General features: G+C 30.2%; 12 protein-coding genes. 7 read left to right on the top strand and 5 right to left on the bottom strand.

Translation table 11 applies throughout. From position 1 onward, the window contains the following. Window positions 1–7: 7 nt before the first annotated feature. Together B0A78_RS02075 and B0A78_RS02070 are read left to right on the top strand one after the other, a co-directional pair. Window positions 8–2,029: a heavy metal translocating P-type ATPase gene (locus tag B0A78_RS02075; protein WP_014164724.1), complete on the top strand. Its 2,022-nt coding sequence runs from the start codon at window positions 8–10 to the stop codon at window positions 2,027–2,029. Window positions 2,030–2,772: 743 nt separating this feature from the next. Continuing rightward, window positions 2,773–3,177, top strand: coding sequence for a hypothetical protein (locus B0A78_RS02070; protein ID WP_123906706.1), 405 nt, complete (start codon window positions 2,773–2,775; stop codon window positions 3,175–3,177). A gap of 178 nt (window positions 3,178–3,355) precedes the next feature. Here the strand turns inward: B0A78_RS02070 and rpoN are convergent, their stop codons facing one another. The 4 genes from rpoN to B0A78_RS02050 all read right to left on the bottom strand — a co-directional run bounded on the left by rpoN (window position 3,356) and on the right by B0A78_RS02050 (window position 11,591). After that, complete coding sequence (rpoN, locus tag B0A78_RS02065; RefSeq protein ID WP_014164722.1) at window positions 3,356–4,825, bottom strand: RNA polymerase factor sigma-54; 1,470 nt, start codon at window positions 4,823–4,825, stop codon at window positions 3,356–3,358. 79 nt (window positions 4,826–4,904) lie between these two features. Next, window positions 4,905–6,350, bottom strand: a complete 1,446-nt coding sequence (gene asnS, locus B0A78_RS02060; protein WP_014164721.1) for an asparagine--tRNA ligase — start codon at window positions 6,348–6,350, stop codon at window positions 4,905–4,907. A 954-nt stretch (window positions 6,351–7,304) separates the two neighbouring features. Then, window positions 7,305–9,074, bottom strand: coding sequence for a MutS-related protein (locus B0A78_RS02055; RefSeq protein WP_097609327.1), 1,770 nt, complete (start codon window positions 9,072–9,074; stop codon window positions 7,305–7,307). A gap of 96 nt (window positions 9,075–9,170) precedes the next feature. Further along, a complete protein-coding gene (locus B0A78_RS02050; protein ID WP_097609326.1) occupies window positions 9,171–11,591 on the bottom strand; it encodes an efflux RND transporter permease subunit in 2,421 nt (806 codons plus the stop codon). A 173-nt stretch (window positions 11,592–11,764) separates the two neighbouring features. Here B0A78_RS02050 and B0A78_RS02045 point away from each other — a divergent pair, with 173 nt between their 5' ends. Beyond that, window positions 11,765–14,035 (top strand): cation:proton antiporter, encoded by a 2,271-nt coding sequence (locus B0A78_RS02045; protein ID WP_014164182.1) that lies wholly within the window; start codon window positions 11,765–11,767, stop codon window positions 14,033–14,035. Here B0A78_RS02045 and B0A78_RS02040 read toward each other — a convergent pair. Further along, a complete protein-coding gene (locus tag B0A78_RS02040; protein WP_249030936.1) occupies window positions 14,018–16,252 on the bottom strand; it encodes a DUF5686 family protein in 2,235 nt (744 codons plus the stop codon). The two genes, B0A78_RS02045 and B0A78_RS02040, sit on opposite strands and share 18 nt — an antisense overlap. A gap of 180 nt (window positions 16,253–16,432) precedes the next feature. Here B0A78_RS02040 and B0A78_RS02035 point away from each other — a divergent pair, with 180 nt between their 5' ends. From B0A78_RS02035 to B0A78_RS02020, 4 genes are read left to right on the top strand one after another with little or no spacing between them, the layout of a single operon-like run. Continuing rightward, window positions 16,433–17,104, top strand: coding sequence for a TetR/AcrR family transcriptional regulator (locus B0A78_RS02035; protein WP_014164180.1), 672 nt, complete (start codon window positions 16,433–16,435; stop codon window positions 17,102–17,104). After that, on the top strand, window positions 17,101–18,753 hold the full coding sequence (locus B0A78_RS02030) for a peptidase domain-containing ABC transporter (protein WP_065213770.1): 1,653 nt from the start codon (window positions 17,101–17,103) through the stop codon (window positions 18,751–18,753). Before B0A78_RS02035 ends, B0A78_RS02030 begins: the two co-directional genes overlap by 4 nt. A gap of 3 nt (window positions 18,754–18,756) precedes the next feature. After that, complete coding sequence (locus B0A78_RS02025; protein WP_014164178.1) at window positions 18,757–20,109, top strand: HlyD family secretion protein; 1,353 nt, start codon at window positions 18,757–18,759, stop codon at window positions 20,107–20,109. Continuing rightward, window positions 20,109–21,485 carry a TolC family protein gene (locus B0A78_RS02020; RefSeq protein ID WP_014164177.1) on the top strand — a complete coding sequence of 459 codons (1,377 nt, stop codon included), beginning with the start codon at window positions 20,109–20,111 and terminating at the stop codon, window positions 21,483–21,485. Before B0A78_RS02025 ends, B0A78_RS02020 begins: the two co-directional genes overlap by 1 nt. Window positions 21,486–21,756 lie beyond the last annotated feature (271 nt).

The raw sequence follows: 21,756 nt of genomic DNA, 5'->3' as shown, positions 1-21,756 counted from the left end.
TATACAAATGAAAAATCATAATAAACACAATCCCAACAAAAAACAAACTTGCTGTACCCTAAAGGACGATGTACATCAACATTCCGATAACAAATCGGAATGTTGTACTCCTGAAAAAAATCATTCGGATAATGATGGTCATAACCATGATACCAACATTGTGCCTTTTAATTTGTTTTTCCCTATTATCGTTTCATTCGTTTTATTACTAATTGCTATTGGCTTAGATAATTATATTCCTCAATTATGGTTTACGGAGTGGTTAAGGATAAGTTGGTACCTGTTAGCTTATTTGCCTGTAGGTTTTCCTGTTTTAAAAGAAGCTTTTGAAAACATTGCTAAAGGCAACTTTTTCTCAGAATTTTTACTAATGTCTATTGCTACAGTAGGCGCATTTGCTATAAATGAATTTCCAGAAGGCGTAGCCGTCATGCTATTCTATTCAGTAGGTGAAGTGTTTCAAACCTTGGCTGTAACCAGAGCTAAAGCCAATATTAAGTCATTATTAGACCAAAGACCTGATGAAGTAACTATTATTGAAAATAATAGCTCAAAAACAATAAAAGCTTCCCAAGCAAAAATTGGAGACATTATACTATTAAAACCAGGTGAAAAATTAGGTTTAGATGGCGAACTCCTTTCTGAAAAAACATCTTTTGACACAGCCGCTCTTACTGGTGAAAGCAAACCCAATACCAAAACAAAAGGAGAAACTGTTTTAGCAGGAATGATAAATCTAAATAGCGTTGCACAAATTAGAGTTACAACGGATTACAAGGATAGCAAACTATCAAAAATCCTTGAATTAGTACAAAACGCTACTACCCAAAAGGCTCCAACCGAATTATTCATTAGAAAATTTGCTAAAATTTACACTCCAATTGTGGTTCTTTTAGCGATTCTAATTTGTAGTATCCCCATCTGTTTTGTTTCTAATTATGTATTTAGCGATTGGTTATACAGAGCATTAGTCTTCTTGGTTATTTCATGCCCATGTGCTTTGGTTATAAGCATTCCTCTAGGCTATTTTGGAGGAATTGGAGCTGCTTCTAAAAACGGAATTTTATTCAAAGGAAGTAATTTTTTAGATAGTATAGCGGACATCCAAAATGTAGTAATGGATAAAACAGGAACTATGACCGAAGGGGTTTTTAAAGTACAAGAAGTTTCTTTTAATTCTAATTCTAATAAAGATAAAATCCTACAAATGGTGAATGCTCTCGAAAGTCAAAGTACACATCCTGTAGCTACTGCTATTCATGAATTTGTTGGTCCAATTGACTCTAACATTGCATTGAAAGATGTTGAAGAAATAGCGGGACATGGATTAAGAGCCATTGTTGATGGAAAAGAATTGTTAGTAGGAAATTTTAAATTAATGGACAAATTTAACATTACATATAATATAAATCCCGAATATATTATCTATACTCTAATTGCAGTGGCTTATGACAATAATTTTATAGGTTATCTAACAATAGCCGATAATATCAAAAAAGATGCACAACTCACCATTAATAAACTCAAAACCTTAGGTGTCAGAACTACAATGCTTAGTGGCGATAAAAGTACAGTGGTAAAATTTGTAGCCTCTAAATTAGGAATTACTAAATCATTTGGTGATTTATTACCCGAAGATAAAGTAAATAAGGTAAAAGAAATTATAGCCCAAAATGAAACCGTTGCTTTTGTGGGTGATGGTGTAAATGATGCCCCTGTAATTGCGCTAAGCAACATTGGGATAGCCATGGGAGGTTTAGGAAGCGATGCTGCCATAGAAACCGCAGATATAGTTATTCAAGATGATATGCCAAGTAAAATTCCAATGGCAATAGAAATAGGAAAACAGACAAAAAAAATTGTTTGGCAAAATATTAGTTTAGCATTTCTGGTAAAAGGTCTGGTTTTAATCCTTGGTGCTGGTGGCTTAGCTACTATGTGGGAGGCTGTTTTTGCCGATGTGGGTGTTGCCTTATTAGCTATTTTAAATGCTATTAGAATTCAACAAATGAAATTTACAGCATACTAATAAGTCTGAAAATACCAACCCAAAAAGTGCCTACATTGTATTTTTTACATCATATTTACTCGTATATCCTTCCAAGGAACACATCTAAGAGATCATAATATTTAAGAATACTTTTATAGAATAATATTAAAAAAACCATTTATAAAAATGCCCCAAAATAGTGTCTCCTTTTTTGGGGCATGTTCATTATAACGGGGTTTTTCGTTTTATCCCAGATTATGCGTTCGCCTTTGTCATGAAGATAAAAAGGACAAAGAAGGTAAAATGCTCGGAAATTTTTTACCGCAACGGTCTTCTTTTTACATTCAGGACAAAAAATGGAGTATATTGTTTAGATTCAAAGTCCTTTTTATCTGTAATAAATTTCTAATACGTAATCTGGTTTATAACATTAGTCCCTTTTATTCAAAAATATTTATCTTCTTAATAAACAAAACAAATACAAGTTTAAAACAGTATTTTTGTTGTTTAAAAATCATCTAACAAACTCATAGATACGTTTTTTATAATAAAAAATAAAAAAAACTACAAATTGTCAAATTAAGCTTATTCTAAGTGTTTCAATGAATTATAGAAAAACCAAATATATCAATCTATAAAAAAAATAAAAAAAAATATTTTTAATAAAAAAAATACATATATTGTAAAAAAATAAACATAAACTAAAAAACATTATTTTTTACTTAATCTATAATAAACATTAAAATCCGAATTAAAAAGGGTCTTACTAAAAAATGTATGTGATGAAAAAGATATTGTTTTTATTCATGCCGTTGCTGAACATAAATATTAGTTCTGCTCAATCTGAGTCCAAAACAATAGACCCTAGATTTGTGGGGTGTTGGGAAGGTTCGGAAGTTGAACAATTAGAAAAAGGGATTAGTAAACACTGGAAAACTTGTCGTTTTTCTAATGGTAGCTGTGTGTTTTCTTTTGTTTCTATAGACGAAAAAGATAATGTAAATGAAGCAACTTATAAAGGAATATGGTGGATTGAAAATGGTAGATTTTATGAAATCATTAATGAATATAAAGAGGCAGATGAGTATGAGTTTGAATTTGTAGGAGAGAGTATACGATTTACAGGCACCAAAGTTTCAGGCTATAAAAACACCTATTACACATTTATGGATCATAAAATAGATTAAATTCAATTATCGTTGAAACTAAGAAATAAATTATATAAAAAAACTGTCCCAAAGTACACTCTTATTATTTACTTCAAAGGGAGAATTGCATAATACAAATAACAACACCTCCCCTCACCAAAGCAACAAGCTAAATAGTAAGTTATTACTTTTCAGACAGTTTCTTTTTTTTATAAAATTAAATTTTTTTACGCATTCTAGCAACAGGTATATCTAATTGTTCACGATACTTAGCCACTGTCCTCCTTGCAATAGGATAACCACGCTCCTTTAATATAACCGCTAGTTGATCATCCGGAAGAGGCTTATTTTTATCTTCTTCCTTAATAACTTGCTGAAGGATTTTCTTAATTTCTATCGTTGAAACTTCTTCTCCTTGATCATTCATCATTGCCTCACTAAAAAAATCTTTAAGCAATTTGGTACCATAAGGCGTGTCAACAAATTTACTATTGGCAACACGAGAAACTGTAGATATATCTAAACCAATCATATCTGCAATATCTTTTAGAATCATTGGTTTTAACTTCGTTTCATCTCCCTCTAAAAAATATTCTTTTTGAAAAAGCATAATAGCATTCATGGTAACATACAAAGTTTCTTGACGTTGTTTGATAGCATCAATAAACCATTTGGCAGAATCTAATTTTTGTTTAATAAACTGAACCGCATCGCGTTGTGCATTGGATTTATCTTTAGAATCCTTGTATGTCTTCATCATTTCTTGATAGTCTTTAGAAACATGAAGTTCTGGAGCATTTCTTCCATTTAAAGTCAATTCTAATTCATCGTCATTAATACGAATCATAAAATCAGGAACTATGTGCTCCGTAATTCTAGTATTGCCAGCAAAAGCCCCTCCTGGTTTAGGATTTAGTTTTTCAATCTCGTCAATTGCTTTTTTTAATTGTTCTTTAGAAATACCATATTTTTGGAGCAATTTTTCGTAATGCTTTTTAGTAAAGGCATCAAACTGTTCTTCTATTATCTTTATTGCCAACTCAACTGATTCTGTTGGTGTTTTGTGTTTTAACTGTAGGAGTAAGCATTCTTTCAAATCACGAGCCCCTACTCCAGACGGCTCTAACTCATGAATGATAGAACAAAGAATTTTGTTTACACGAGCTTCATCAGTATAAATAGCTTGCGTAAACGCCATATCATCTACAATATCCGCAATACTTCTTCGTAAATAGCCGTCGTCATCTATACTTCCAATTAAAAACTCGGCTATACCATTTTGCTCTTCTGTTAAAACAAATGTATTGAGCTGATTGATCAGATCCTGATGAAAACTAACAGAGGCAACAAAAGGAGCTTCATAATCCTCATCATCATCGCTATAATTATTGTTCTGTGTTTTATAATCAGGTGTTTCGTCGTTGCTCAGATATTCATCTATATTTATATCATTGGCATCAATGCTTTCTGAATCATCAAAGTCATCATATTCATCGGTGTCAAATTCATCTTTTTCAAACTTTTCTTCATCCTCTACGATTCCCCCTTCTAAAGCAGGATTTTCGTTCATTTCCTCCATCAAACGTTGTTCAAAAGCCTGAGTAGGCAATTGAATTAATTTCATCAACTGGATTTGTTGAGGAGAAAGTTTTTGAGATAATCTTAAGTTTAAATTTTGTTTTAACATTTTTAATTATTCGATTATTGGTTGATTTGATTATTTAAGAAGCATTAATAAATAACCAAATCAACGAATCTATTTTTTATTAGAATTCAGCATTTTGTGGAGTTCTTGGGAAAGGAATTACGTCACGAATATTCGTCATACCAGTTACGAATAACACTAAACGCTCAAAACCTAAACCAAATCCTGAGTGAACAGCAGAGCCAAAACGACGGGTATCTAAATACCACCACAACTCTTCTTCATGAATTCCTAATGCTTTCATTTTTTCAATTAAAACCTCTAAACGTTCTTCTCTTTGTGAACCTCCCACAATTTCTCCTATACCTGGGAATAAAATATCCATAGCACGTACTGTTTCTTTTCCTGGCTCTGTATTTTCATTCAAACGCATATAAAAGGCTTTGATTTTTGCAGGATAATCAAAAAGAATTACAGGACATTTAAAATGTTTTTCTACTAAGAAACGTTCGTGCTCGCTCTGTAAGTCGGCTCCCCATTCTTCAATTAAATATTGGAATTTTTTCTTTTTATTAGGTGTTGAATCTTTTAAAATATCAATAGCTTCTGTATAAGACACACGTTTGAAATTGTTGTCTAAGACAAAACTTAACTTTTCTAAAAGGGCCATTTCGCTACGCTCTGCCTGCGGTTTTTGTTTTTCTTCATCTAACAAACGGGTTTCTAAGAATTTCAAGTCCTCTGTACAATTATCAACAGCATATTTGATTACATATTTAATAAAATCCTCTGCTAAATCCATATTGTCCGCTAGATCATTAAATGCTACCTCTGGTTCAATCATCCAGAATTCAGCTAAGTGGCGTGACGTATTTGAGTTTTCTGCACGGAATGTAGGTCCAAAAGTATAGATTTGACCTAATGCCATTGCGTATGTCTCTCCTTCTAACTGGCCTGATACGGTTAGATTGGTTTCTCTTCCAAAGAAATCTTCCTTAAAATTGATGTTCCCTTCTTCATTTTTAGGAGTATTTTCAAAAGGTAGAGCGGTTACACGAAACATTTCGCCTGCACCTTCAGCATCAGAACCTGTAATAATAGGGGTGTTTACATAGTAAAATCCTTTTTGTTGAAAATATTGATGCACAGCAAAAGACAAGGCTGAACGCACACGCATAACAGCCCCAAAGGTATTCGTACGAATACGTAAATGTGCATTTTCACGTAAAAACTCTAAGGAGTGTTTCTTAGGTTGCATTGGAAATTTTTCAGGATCACTGTCTCCTAAAATTTCCAATTTAGTAACTTGTATTTCGTATTTTTGACCCGAACCACGACTTTCTACTAATTCACCAGTTACTGCTATAGCGGCTCCTGTTGTAATTCTTTTTAAAGTACTTTCAGCTGTGTTTTCAAAATCTACTACACATTGGATATTATGAATCGTTGAACCGTCGTTCAAAGCGATAAATTGATTATTTCTAAAAGTTCTTACCCATCCTTTAGCGGTTACTTCATGTAGCGTTTTAGTGCTGTTTAGTAAGTCCTTAATTTTTGTATGTTTCATTTTATATCTATAGGTTTTAAAAATTAGAATTCAGAATGACTGAATCTAAAAAACTTTTTAATCTTATAATCTGCAAATATAGTGGATTTGCTCAAAAAGTGAAAGTTATTATCTTTAGTAAAAAATAAAGACAATGAGAATTGTTTGGGCTTTAGTACTCCTATTGGATTTATACTCTTACAAGAAAAAGAAGAAAACACTCCTTTTATTATTTCTCAAAAACGGAAGGAATACACAAACTACTTAAACACTCATCCAAAAGACCCAAGAAGGAAATACTTTACCTCCTCCTCCAAAATACAAATAGGAATATGGAAATCCAAACTTTATAATTGATGCTCCTTCTAATTTATATTACTATCAGTTCAGACCTACTTTACCAGAAATTTGTACTGATAAGAAAGAGGATACAATTCCTTTTTTCCAGAATTTAAAAATTTAAATACCTGTAGAAATTTCTATAAAATCAATTAATGATTTTGTAAAATTAAATAGTGTAAAAAGGAATACATAAAATAGTAAAAATAGTTTTTATGAAAGATACTTCAAATTCTGAATTTTATTGTCATTTAAAAACAGGTATTGAAGGAATATTTTGATTTTAAAAAGATCGAGATATATAGGTTATTTTTTCAATTATTCAAGAGGAAGATATTGTTTGGTATTATAAAAATGAAGACTATTATTTTTCAAATTATATTAAATCTAGATTACGCATTAGAAATTTATTACAAATAAAAATGATTTTGAATCTAAAAAAGCACTCATTTTTTGTCCTTCAATGCAACAAACTACAATTGGGATAACAATTTCTGTATCTTTTATCTTCTTTGCCCTTTTTATCTTCATGACAAAGACTGAGCACATACTCTGGGTTAAATGGCTTGTCAGGAGAGTCTTTCTTTTCCAAAACCTAAAGCAAGCAAATGAAATCAAAGTAGTTTTAAAGAGGTATTATATTATTCCCATTTTTTTCATTAGGAAAGTAGCGCTCTTATTTTTACAAATCCCTTCTCGTAGTTTATAATCAAACGATAATTCATTATCAATTATTTCTACTTCAAAACATTTGTTAAAAAGTTGATTTTCATAAGATTCACTCATTTTACACACTTCTAAATCATGTGTAGCAATACAACCAATTGCTTTTTTTGAAATTATTTTTTTAATTACCTCAATAGTTCCATTTTGTTTATCATCAGAATTGGTTCCTTTTAAGATTTCATCAAGTAAAACAAAACAAACTTCGTTTTCTAATTTTTGAACAATTTGCTTTAATCTTTTCACCTCAGCAAAAAAGTACGATTCCCCATCTGACAATGAATCTGATTGTCTCATAGAGACTATAACATCGTAAGGGTGTACATTTGCCTTAGTAGAACAAATAGGTGCTCCAATACCTACCAAAACCATGTTGATCCCTAAGGTTCTTAAAAAGGTACTTTTACCAGCCATATTTGAACCGGTAAGAATAACAAACTCATTAGCTTTTAATACAAACGTGTTACACACTCTCTTATTTGATTGTAGCAATGGATGTCCAATCTTTTCAAAATTAATTTCTCCATGCGTATTAATTTCTGGGAATACAAAGTTTGGATTATTATATGAAAAGTTAGCCAAGCTATTAAGTGCTTCAAACTCGCCTATGATTTGCAACCAAATTTTTATTTCCTTTGAAAATTGATCTTTCCATAAATATAATTTTCTCAGTGTATGAATATGATAAAGAAAAAAGCCGTTTACAAAAACAGCTCCTAAAACGTTTTGTACAGTATTAATATTAGTAACTATGGTAAATAGTTTTTGGCTGTTTTGAGAGGCTGATTGGTTTTCTTTTTGCAATTTGGATTGAAGTGCAATGAGTTTTAATTTTTCAAATTTTTCAAATTCAATTACTTTAAGGATGGAAGTATATGATTTTATAGATTGTAAAATTTCATTCGAATTAGCTATTTCTTTTTTTATTTTTTTTAACTGACTTACTGTTATTAACAAATTGATTATAAAAAAAGTAGATACTAAATTATAAAAAAATATGTTTTGGGAAAGAAAAGTTGCTAAAGCCACTAATAGAACAGTTATTGGTAACAAATAAGAAACAAAAATAATAGATGGTCTAAATGGTTTTTCTTTCGTATCTGCCCAATGAATTAGCTTTTCATATTTTTCTTGATTGTCTTCACCAAAACTTGCTAAAGCCAGTAACTGTTGCCTCCATTCAATTTTTTGAGATAATTCTTTTATTGCCTCTTGATTGTCTTTTATCTCTTTATTACTCAATTTTCCTTGAAGTAAGTTCGCTAATTTTTCTTTTCCTACGAAGGTAGCGGTTCTATTCAGATTTTGAAATAATGATTTTCTTCCAAATAAATCCAAGTCAAAAGAGCAAAAATGGTTCGAATCTATGTATTCTGTTCCCTCCTCAAAAGGAATGTCTTTTCCTTCTAAGTACTGAATTTCGTGGTTGTTAATTAAAATCAGTTTTTGGTATAATTTTTTATTCCATTTTATCTTTTGATGTTGATTAACCAAAACAAAAAAAAGGAGAATAGAAAAAAGACCAAGCACAAGAAAAAAAGAATCTTTATTTTTAAAGTAGTTGTAACTAAAAAATAGAAAAGAGCCAATAAAAAGAAATCGCATTAAACTTATTACTGTAAATTTTGTATTTAGTTTATTAACAATTAGAGTGTTTTGATCTATAAGTTGGTTGTATTTCATTTTCAATCACTAAATTTTAAAACTAATTAGAGGCTAATACTAGGATTTTTTATAATAATAGTTAGACTTAACTATATTATAAAAAAATCAAATAGGCTAACTTTTTTTCTTTTCAAAGGCTTCTACTTCCTCGTCAGTAGGTTCTAAAATATCAAAGATAGGCTCTGGCAATTCTTGTTTGTTGGCTAATTTTTTATTCAATGAAAGGACTAATGACGGCAACAAAACTAGATTAGACAACATTCCAAAACTTAAAGTCAAGGCTACTAACCCTCCAAGAGCTACAGTTCCTCCGAAGCTTGATAACATAAACACAGAAAAACCAAAGAAAAGTACTATTGAAGTGTAAAACATGCTAATTCCTGCATCATCAAATGTAGCAAATACTGATTTTTTAATCTTCCAATCGTTACGAGAAAGTTCTAAACGATACTGTGCTAAAAAACGTAATGTATCATCTACTGACATCCCAAAAGCAATCCCAAAAACTAAAATTGTGGAGGGTTTTAAAGGTATTCCTAAAAAGCCCATTAATCCAGCGGTCATCAATAATGGTAATAAATTAGGAATGATAGATACTAGTACCATTTTGAATGAACGAAACATAATAGCTACTAAAGCGGCTGTTAAACCAAAAGCCATTAATAAAGAGGAAAGTAAATTATCTAATAAATACTGTGTCCCTTTTTGGAATACAGACGGTTTACCCGTTATAATAACGTCATAGCGTGGCGATGGAAATAGTTTATCAATTTTGGTACGCAATTGGGCTTCAATTGCCTCCATTTTTTCACCGTTTTCATCTTTAATAAAAGTAGTTATTCGTGCATAGCGTCCTGTATTATCGACATAACTTTTCATTAAATTTTCTTTCGAATTTTTAGTTGTATTTTTAGCATACGAAAGGATAAAGGCTTGCTCTTGAGCAGTCGGCAACTCATAAAAATCAGGATTGCCGTTGTAATATGCTTGTTTAGCGTATTTTACTAAATTAACAACAGAGAGAGGTTTTGAAAGTTCAGGAATGTCATGAATTGTTTCCTGTAACTCTTCCATACGTTTAAGCATTGAAAGTTTCATTACCCCTTTTTTACGTTTAGTGTCAATCATAATTTCTAAAGGCATCACACCATCAAACTCTTTTTCAAAAAAACGAATATCATCAAAAAAAGCTGTTTTTTTAGGCATATCCTCTATTATTGACCCTGATATTTTGATTTTGTGAATACCAATCATTCCAATGATTAGTAAACAAATAGAAACGGCATATACACCTACCTTGTTGTGTTTTACTGTATCAACAATCCATTTAAAAAAAGAAGTTAAATATTCTCTTTTTAAGTGCCCTAAATGCCTTGAAATAGGAGCTGGTATATAACTAAAAAACACAGGTATAATAAGTACACACAGTATATAAATAGCCAAGATATTAACTGAGGTAATAACTCCAAATTCAACTAATAATGTATTATTTGTAGCAATAAAAGTAGCAAAACCTAAAGCTGTTGTTAAATTGGTCATTAAGGTAGCAGTACCTGTTTTAGTTATGACCCTTTGTAAGGATTTAGCTTTGTTTTTGTGTTTGTAATATTCTTGATGATACTTGTTTATTAAAAAAATACAATTGGGTATTCCTATAACAATAACTAATGTAGGAACCAAAGCAGTTAATACCGTTATTTCATAATTCAGCAACCCTAGTAAACCAAAGGACCACATAACACCTATTATGACTATTACAAGCGAAATAGCTGTAGCTCGAAAAGAACGGAAAAAGAAAAAGAAAATAAGTCCTGTAACTAACAAGGCTGCGCCTATAAAAAGGCCTATTTCATCAATAATAGTTTTAGCATTCAGTGTGCGAATATAAGGCATACCTGACTTATGAAGTCTAACACCTGTATTTTTTTCAAATTTTTCTAATTCAGGAATAAGTTTGTTTAATACGTAATCTTTCCTTTTTTTAGTATTAATTATTTTTTTATCTAGATAAATGGCGGCACGAATAGCACCTGACTGTTTATTATATAGGAGTCCCTCATAAAAGGGCAAACTATCTAATAACGCTTTTTTAAGGTTTGTTAAGTAATTGGGCTTACTGATTTGGGTAGAATCCACAAGATTTTTTAACGTAAAGGTGTGTTGTGCATCCTCTTTTACAAGTGTTTTTAAATTATCTGGTGAAATAACTAAATCTACTTCTTGATGCTTTTGAATCTTACGGATCATACCTCCCCAAGTTTTAAAAACTTTAGGCGTAAATAATTTAGCATCTTTGGTAGCAATAACTATTAAGTTTCCCTCTTCTCCAAAAGTGTTTAGAAAATGTGTATAATCAACATTGATTTTGTCATCTTCTGGTATTAGGTTCGCTTCTGTTTGAGTAAAACGGATGTATTTCCATTGAGAAGCTAATCCTATTGTTAATACAATAACAATTGATAGTACTGTGATTTTATTTCGTAAAATGAGTCGGGCAATTAATTCCCAAAAACCAAGGCTTAATAATTTTTTCATATTCTATAACAGCGATTACAAATTTAGAAAAACCAATTCTATTTTTTAGGTCAATTGGTCTAACTTTTATTATTAAAACTTTGTAGAATTATTTTTTGATTAAATCTTAGGATTATTATTTTATTTGAATACATATTTTAGCATATTTGTAAACATTATGTATTTATGAAAAAATGAAAAAACTTAAAAACGCTATTTTCTATTTTACTGTTACTGGAGTTTTTACAGCTTTGATGTACTGGATTGTACAACAAGGCAAAAACCTAGAAATAGGAAGAAAAGTTACAGCTCCTAATTCACATAATACATTATGGGGACAATTTTTAGAATCACTTATTCATAATGTAAAACATCCTTTAGCTATTTTATTAGCACAAATTATTACGATAGTCATAGTCGCTCGATTTTTTGGTTGGATTTTTAGAAAAATTGGACAGCCATCCGTAATAGGAGAGATTATTGCGGGTATATTTTTAGGGCCCTCCGTTGTGGGGATGTATTTTCCTGAGTTTACTACTCTTATCTTTCCAATAGAGTCATTAGGCAATCTGCAGTTCTTAAGCCAGATTGGTTTAATCCTCTTTATGTTTGTAATAGGAATGGAGTTAGACTTAAAAGTATTAAAAAACAAAGCCAATGATGCCGTGGTAATAAGCCACGCCAGTATCATCATTCCTTTTGCTTTAGGTATGGTATTAGCCTATTTTGTATATCATAAATTTGCTCCTCAAGGGGTAGAATTCTTATCTTTTGCTTTATTTCTAGGTATTGCCATGAGTATTACCGCCTTTCCTGTTTTAGCACGTATTGTACAAGAAAGAGGATTGCATAAAACAAAGTTAGGAACAATCGTTATTACTTGTGCGGCAGCTGATGATATAACCGCTTGGTGTTTACTAGCAGCAGTTATTGCCATTGTAAAAGCAGGTACTTTTGCTAGTTCATTATATATAATTGCACTGGCCGCCATTTATGTTTTAGTAATGCTGTTCTTGGTAAAACCCTTCTTAAAAAGAGTAGGTGATTTATATTCAAAAAGTGAAAGTTTGAGTAAACCTGTAGTAGCTATTTTCTTTTTAACCTTAATTATTTCATCATACTGTACTGAAATCATAGGAATCCACGCCTTATTTGGTGCTTTTATGACAGGAGCTATTATGCCTGATATTGCCAAGTTTAGACACATATTCATTGATAAGGTTGAGGATGTTTCATTAATCTTATTGCTTCCATTATTTTTTGTTTTTACAGGATTAAGAACACAAATTGGATTAATTAATGAGCCGTATTTATGGAAAATAACAGGATTTATTATCTTAGTTGCTGTAACAGGCAAATTTATTGGAGGAGCATTAACCTCTAAGTTCGTTGGGCAAACCTGGAAAGATAGTTTTATAATTGGAGCTCTGATGAATACCCGTGGTCTAATGGAATTGGTCGTACTAAATATCGGGTATGATCTAGGAGTACTTACCTCTGAAATCTTTACCATGATGGTTATAATGGCTCTAGTTACAACCTTTATGACAGGTCCTGCTTTAGATTTAATTAATTTTATTTTTAAAACTAAAGATCAAATTGTTCCTGAAATCACAGAGGGTTTCCATAGATTTAAAATATTAATTTCTTTTGGAAATCACGAAAAAGGCAAATCCTTACTAAAAGTAGCCAATGCTTTAATCAAAAAAGAAAAAGAAAGCTCTGTTATTACCGCTATGCACCTCTCTGTAAGTGACGAAATGCACGGTTACAATACGGAAGAATATGAAAAAGAATCCTTTATTCCTATTTTAGAAGAATCTAAAAGCTTAAATCAAGAAATATCTACTATTTTCAAAGCAACTGTAGATATAGAAACTGATATTGCTGAAGTAGCTGGAAAAGGAGATTATGATTTATTATTAGTTGGTTTAGGAAAATCAATTTTCGAAGGTTCGCTTTTAGGAAAAGTAATTGGCTTTACAACTCGATTAATCAATCCTGATCGCTTATTAGACAAATTAACAGGAAAAGAAGGTTTGTTTACCAATTCTATATTTGACGAGAGAACCCAGCAAATAATATCTAAAAATAAAACGCCTCTGGGAATATTGGCTGACAACGAATTGCAATCTTTAGATAAAATTTTTGTCCCCTTATTTTGTTCGGAAGATGCTTTTCTGGTAGACTATATTCAAAAATTTGTCTACAATAATAATTCTAAAGTAAATTTAGTAGTTGTAAAACATCAACTAGAAAATAATTATTTAATAAAAAATGCTATTGAATCATTAAATAAAGAATTTCCAGATAATATTTCTGTAGTTAAAGAAAATCAAGTTCAAAAAGCATTTTTAGTTAAACAAGATTTAATGCTAATAAGTCTTGAAAGCTGGAAAAAACTAGTCGCTTCTAATAATTTATGGTTAAGCAATTTACCCTCTGTATTAATTATCAAACCCTAAATTAATCTGTAGACTTAACTTTATAGCTAGATTATCTTTAAAAGAAGGTAGCTGATTAGACCCAAATCTATAAAAACTTGATATTCCCAAGCCATTATAGATTTGGGCTATTTCTATACCCGATTCCCAGTAACCTTTTTCTAATGTTTTGAAAACAATTTCTTTATGATTTTCTTTCGAACTAAGACTTCCTATTCCATACCTAAGCACCGTATTAAAAACAGGTTTTATTTGCCTATTTATTTCCCATTTCGGGAACTGATATCGAATATGCGTATAGAGTTGTTTATTGGAAAAAAATTCGTTGAAAAACATTGTTTCAAAACTATCTTTTCCTGCAAAGTTAACCCGTTCAATCATCTTTTCTTTTTGTAAATTATTTGGCGAATGATTATACAAATGTGTAATAGGAACTATACCATCTATAGAACCCACCTCTAATTGAAAATCAATTTTATGGTTATTAAATACTTTCTTATAATATTCTAATCGAAAGTCATACCGTTTATACTGAAACAAGTCATTCGATGAATTAGGAATTGTTTTTGAAAACTGAAAAGTAAACTTTGGATATTCATTTTTGTATTCTATCCTACCACTAGGGATTTGCATATATTTACTAAAAGGATTCCATTGCATAGAGAATGTAAATGTATTTAAATAAAATTCTTTATATAAATCACCCTCTAATTCATAATGATAGTTAAATAGAGGTGCAATAACACTCCTAGTTACTTGAAGAATAGATTCTGTCTTAGGTATTATTTTGTTTTCTATAAAAATTTTAAGAGTTCGATGGTTATAAAAAGTAGTTAAATTAAAAGGTCTTGAATCATAAATTTTAAATGTTTTTTTATCTATTTCAAGATTCTCATTAGCTATTTCAGTTACATCCTCTTGATACCCTACCCCGAACCATGTTTCAGAAGCACGATCCAACAAAAAAGTAGCGGATCCCCCTTTTTTGAAATCGTAATCTTTAGTACCATATCCAAAATAAGCCTCTGCTCTAAAGTACTTAGAGAAAGAATCATTAGTAATACCTCCTAGTCCTAAACGTACCCCTTCGTGATTATTATATTTAAAAAGGTATCGCAAATCCATATCAAAAAAAGGTATAGGATAATATCCCCTTATGATTTTACGTCCCATTTTTAGTTTGTTTTCATATTTCCTAGCAGTTATTAAACTGTCTAGGGAAATATAGGTAGGCAAACTTCGTTTATCTATAGAATCCTTAAACGACTCAAACCAAATAGCCTCTTTTCGTTTAGTAGCTTTATTAGATAATGATATAGGAAAATATCTTTTTTTTATAGGAAAATCCCCTAATGTTAATTGTGAATATTGAGTAGTAACGATTATTTCTATAAAATCAGTAGCATATTTTTTTCCTCTGGGATTGTATTTTTTTTCTGAGTCTTCAAAAGTAATGTATTCTCCTAATATTTTTATAGGGTATTTACTATTTCCTTTTTTTAAAATTAATTGTGTTCGTGAAGGAAGCCAATTATTTGCTGTTTCACTATATGTATAGGAATGAACTGAATGGCATTCTATTTTTCCTAATGTATAAAAAGTAGCTTTAGCGATATTAAAATTTTTAGTATCTACAAGCAATTCTCCTCTTACTAGATTCAAAGCTTTGGCATTTTTAGGATCGAATGTTATCCGAACCAGTTCACGGTTTTGTTCAAAAGCATAATTAGTCACAGAAAAGATGTATTTAGTCAACCCTTTTTCTGAAATGGGATTTATGTATTCTTTTTCTACTATTTCTAATTTAGGATCGTATAATTCAAAAGGATGCAATTGCAATGTAAAATATTCCGCTATAGGCTCCTTAAAACCAGCCATACGGGTAGCAACTATCTCTTCTTTGATCCTTTTATTGTTTTTTGTGATTACTGAAATTTTCTCTGCTTGGTACAAATGTTGTTTTGAAATTATCTTTTTAAATATATAATCAGACGAATCAATTTCTTTAATAATTTTATTTCCTTTCTTAAATTTATAAAGAGTGTCTATATGACCTTGAGAGTTTTTAGGATTAGCTGTAATAATAAGATTATTATAACTTGTCAACTGATAATTAACAAGTTGGCTATTGTGTTGACAAAATACAATTTTCTTTATATAAAACTCAGCATTTTCCTGTCCATGCAAACACATAGAAAACAAAAAAAAACAGATTATCAAGTAATTGTATTTGTTCATTGGGCTTTTTACCCAAATTTACAAAAAGCTTTTTTATATTTTTAGTTTTTTACGTTTTATCATTTTGATACCCAAAAAATAGCTTGTACACAATAATCATTAATGAACTATATAAAAGTTTAACTTTTTAAATCAATAGTAATACTATTATTTTTTATATCTTTGTTCAAAAGAATAAAGATGAAACATCTTCTCTCAAATATAAAAATAGCGATCAATGACAAATTGTATGTCAAAGACCCTGAAACTTCGGAATTAGGAAGAAAAATCATTGAGCACAGTATCGTCCTTATTAACGAAATAGGATTTGAATTATTTACATTCAAAAAACTAGGTGAACGTATTCAATCGAATGAGAGTTCTATTTATCGCTATTTCGAAAATAAGCATAAGATGATGTTGTACTTATCTACTTGGTATTGGGCATGGATGGAGTATCATATTGTTTTTAGTACAACCAATATCTCCAATTCAATAGAAAAGTTAGAAAGAGCTATTCAAATCGTTTCTCAAAATATAAAAGATGATACAAATACCCCCCATATTAATGAAGCTCTTTTAAATAAAATTATCGTTTCTGAATTTACAAAAACCTTCTTAACCAAAGAAGTAGACGAGGAAAACAAAGAAGGTTTTTTCTTGGTATATAAAAGAGTCATAAACCGAATTTTTGATATTATTAATGAAATAAATCCATCGTATAAATACGCTAAGAGTTTAGCTTCTACCATAGTAGAAGGATCATTACATCAACAATTTATAAAACAACATTTTAAAACTATTACTAACTTTAATGAAAAAGATGATGTGTCTGACTTCTTTATTGACTTAGCTAAAAAATCTATATTATGACCCCTTTTGAACGATTTAAAAAACTTATTTCTTTAGATAAAAAAGACATTTCTCAGATCTTTTTGTATGCTATTTTTTCAGGCATAATAAGTCTATCATTACCATTAGGAATACAATCTATCATTAACTTTATACAAGCGGGACAAGTAAGTACCTCTTGGATCGTATTAGTTATTGTAGTAATTATAGGCGTTGCCCTAGTTGGTATTATGAAAATTATGCAATTCCGAATTACTGAAAACTTGCAACAAAAAATATTTGTCCGAGCTTCTTTTGAGTTTGCATACCGATTTCCAAGAATAAAAACAAGTGAATTTCGTGACGAATACCCCCCTGAATTAGCCAATCGTTTTTTTGACACCTTAAATATTCAAAAAGGTGTTTCAAAATTACTATTAGATATTTCAACAGCTTTATTACAAATTCTATTTGGAATTGTACTACTATCTTTATATCATTCTTTTTTTATTTTTTTCGGAATTATATTAATAACACTATTGTACCTAATCTACAGAATGAACTTTAGAGCTGGATTAGCAACCAGCTTAAAAGAATCTAAATACAAATACAAAGTAGCTCATTGGTTACAAGAAATTGCCCGTAATCATATTAGTTTTAAAAATCAAAATCTATTTCTATTCTCTTTAGAAAAAAATGATAAGTTAGTAAATGAATATTTAGAACAAAGAGAAAACCATTTTAAAATCCTTCGTAAACAGTTTATTCAATTAGTTGGTTTCAAAATCTTACTAACCGCTGGTTTATTAATAATAGGAGGCATTTTAGTACTCAACCAACAAATGAATATAGGACAGTTTGTAGCTGCTGAAATTGTAATTTTAAGCATTGTAGCTGCGGTTGAAAAATTATTTTCAGGTTTAGAATTGTTTTATGATGTTCTTACTTCCTTAGAAAAACTAGGAGCAGTTGTAGATAAAGAAGTAGAAACACTAACCACTGATAAAGGATTGTATAAATTAAAAGAAATAACAGCTCTAAGCATAGAAACAAAAGATTTAACTTTTACATATAAAGGATCCGACACCCCTACATTATCTAATATAACTATTAAAATAGAACCAAAAGACAAAGTAGTAATCAAAGGAGATAATGGTGCTGGAAAAACAACCCTTATCCGTTTATTAGCACGTTTAATTGAACCTACTTCAGGAACAATTTATCTTAACGAAACCAATTATAAAAAATATTCATTAGAAGAGTTTAGAACCAAAATAGGCGTTATTACCCTTAATGAAGCCCCTTTTGAAGGAACCATTCTAGAAAACATTACTTGCAACAACCCTTCTATTACCATGAAACAAGTAATAGATATTTTAGAAAAAGTAAAATTAACAGAGGTCATTAAAAATCTTCCTAACGGATTAGACACTCAACTTTTCCCCGAAGGCAAACAAATTAATTCATCGGTAACTCAAAAAATTGTTTTGGCACGTTGCATCATTCAACAACCTAACATTCTATTTCTTGAAGATCCTGTAGATAAATCAGATGATACATCCGCTAAAGAAATAATTGATTATTTAACCAGTAATAAAAATGATTGGACACTAGTTGTGATCAGCAAAAACCCTTATTGGGAACAAAAATGTAATAAAACATTTAAGATAGATAACGGTCATTTAGTATAAGTCATGCTTAATATAACTCACAATAGAATAGAAAAATCAGTTGATTTACATAAATATAAATCAACAAAAGTATTTGCTGAAAATGGGCAATACAAACTTATAAAACGAATTTTTATCAGCACAGGAATTCTTTTAGTCCTATTTCTTTTCCTTCCTTGGACACAAAATATAAAAGGAAATGGTTATGTAACAACTCTTAAACCCAATCAAAGACCACAAGAAATTCAAACAGCCATAGCAGGACGTATAGAAAAATGGTTTGTACAAGAAGGCGATTTTGTAAAAAAAGGAGATACAATTGTTTACATTTCTGAAATTAAAGAAGACTATTTTGACCCCAACTTGATTGAAAACACAGGCAGTCAAGTTAAAGCTAAAGAAAATGCTGTAACATCCTATAATCAAAAAGTAAAAGCATTAGAAGGACAAAAAGACGCTATAGAAACTGAAAAAAACTTAAAATACAAACAGGCTCAAAACAAACTAAAACAATCGTTTCTAAAAGTAAAAAGCGACAGTATTGATTTAGAAGCTATAAAAACCCAACTAAAAATTGTTCATACGCAATTCAATCGTTCTGTAAGCCTAAACAAAGAAGGATTAAAACCCTTAACTGATGTAGAAGAAAAAAGAGTAAAACTTCAGGACGTAGAAGCCAAACTAATAACTCAAGAAAACAAATGCATTTCAGCTAAAAATGATGTGCTGAATGCACAAATGGAACTCAATCGTATTCAAGCTGAATACGCTGAAAAAACAGCTAAAGCAAGTAGTGATCAACAAACAGCTTTAAGTTCACAATATGACACAGAAGCACAAGTAAATAAATTAAAAAATCAATACGCTAATTATAAAATTCGTAACAAACTATACTATATTACAGCACCACAAGATGGCTACGTAAATAGAGCTTTACAATCAGGCGTAGGAGAAACCATAAAGGAAGGAACTCCTATTGTAAGTATAATGCCTGCTAATTTTGAAATTGCCGTAGAAACCTATATAGATCCTATTGACTTTCCTTTAGTTAACAAAGGAGAAAAAGTTCGTGTATGGTTTGACGGATGGCCTACTATTGTATTCAGTGGATGGGCTGGTATTTCTTACGGAACTTTCGGAGGAATTATCGTAGCAAAAGAAAATTTTATTAGTGATAATGGCAAATACAGAGTCCTGATAGCACCCGATTCAAAAGATAAAAAATGGCCTAATTTATTAAGTATTGGTGCAGGTGCAAAGACCTTAGCTTTACTCAATGATGTACCCATTTGGTTTGAAATCTGGAGAACCCTAAATGGCTTTCCTCCTAATTTTTATAAAAACAATACTAAATCTAAAGAAGAAAAGAAAAAATAATGAAACAACTACTTTCAATACTTTTTTTCATTCCAATAGCAATGATTGCACAAACTAAAGAACTTACCTATAATGAGTTTTTAGGTTATGTAAAAAAATACCATCCACTAGTAAAACAAGCTAATCTAAATATATCTGAATCACAAGCCCAATTAATGCAAGCAAGAGGTGCTTTTGATCCTAAAATAGAAGTTGATTTTAATAGAAAAAATTTTAAAGATAAAAATTATTACACCCTTTTTAATAGTAGCTTTAAAATCCCTACTTGGTACGGAATTGAGTTAAAAGCTGCTTTTAATAATAGCGAAGGTATTTTTATTAATCCCGAAATGACCACACCTAATCAAGGATTAACATCCCTTGGAATTAACATACCTATTGGACAAGGATTATTTATAAATCAACGAATGGCTGACATTCGAAAAGCTAAATTAGCCCTTACACTCAACACTGCTGAACGTGATTTACAAGCTCTAGAAGTAGTATATGAAGCATCAATAAGTTATTTTAATTGGAAACGAGTTTATCATGAAGTCCAATTATACGAATCCTATTTAAAAAATGCTTTTATCCGCTTTGAAGGTGTTAAAAAACTCATAGAACAAGGCGATAAACCCGCTATAGATAGCACAGAAGCTTCTATAATAGTAAAAAATCGTCAACTAAATCTAGAAGAAGCTAAATTAAAACTAACAAAAGCAAAATTAGAAGTTTCTAATTATATATGGACTGAAAATGCTATTCCTTTAGAAATAGATGATACTCTTTATCCCGAAATTGCACTAGAAAAAACAGTTCGAAATACTTTATTAAAAACTAAATGGAATGAATTTACTATTGAAAATCATCCAAAGATTAAAGCATTAGATACTAAAATAAATATGTTACTTATTGAACAACGCCTAAAAGCCAATGCCCTTTTACCTAAGCTAGATGTCAACTACAACTATCTTTCTGAACCTGATTATTTTACCAAATATCGCCTTCAAGATTCTAAATTAGGATTAAATCTTACAATGCCTCTTTTTTTAAGAAAAGAAAGAGGAAGTTTAAAATTAGCCAAATTAAAACTACAAGACATACAATATAGTCTGCAATTTGAAAAACAACAATTAAAAAATAAAATAGAAGCATTAAATCAAGAACAAATTTCTCTAGAAAAACAACTTCAAATAAATAAAAAACTAGTGTCTGATTTTGAAAAAATGCTATCAGCAGAAGAGCGTTTATTTACAATGGGTGAAAGCTCTTTGTTTTTAATTAATTCAAGAGAAAACTCCTTAGTAAGTTCTAAACTTTCTGATATTACTTTAGAAAACAGGTTTTATAATTTATTGATTAGTGTTTATAAATTATTAGGTAATTATAATTTATAAAAAAGTTGTGAACTAGGTTCCGCATTTCATTTTTATTTCGTGTTACTATACAAAAGTATGCCTCAAAATAAGTAGTATTAAGGGCGGGCATACTAATAAAAAGGAACCTAGTCCAACTTTATGTTACCCCTTTTACACCATCAACTCATCAAAAAAATAAAAGATACTACTTTTCTTATAGCATTGCAAAGTATTATTTTAAAAAAATAGAAGTCTTTTCCTTTTAATCTATTAAAATAGCATACATAAAACGGCTCACATAAAAAATATG

Source organism: Flavobacterium columnare NBRC 100251 = ATCC 23463 (assembly GCF_002530675.1).
GTDB lineage: Bacteria > Bacteroidota > Bacteroidia > Flavobacteriales > Flavobacteriaceae > Flavobacterium > Flavobacterium columnare.
The sequence above is the reverse complement of the archived record's forward strand: the minus strand, read 5'-3'. Positions and strand labels throughout refer to the sequence as shown.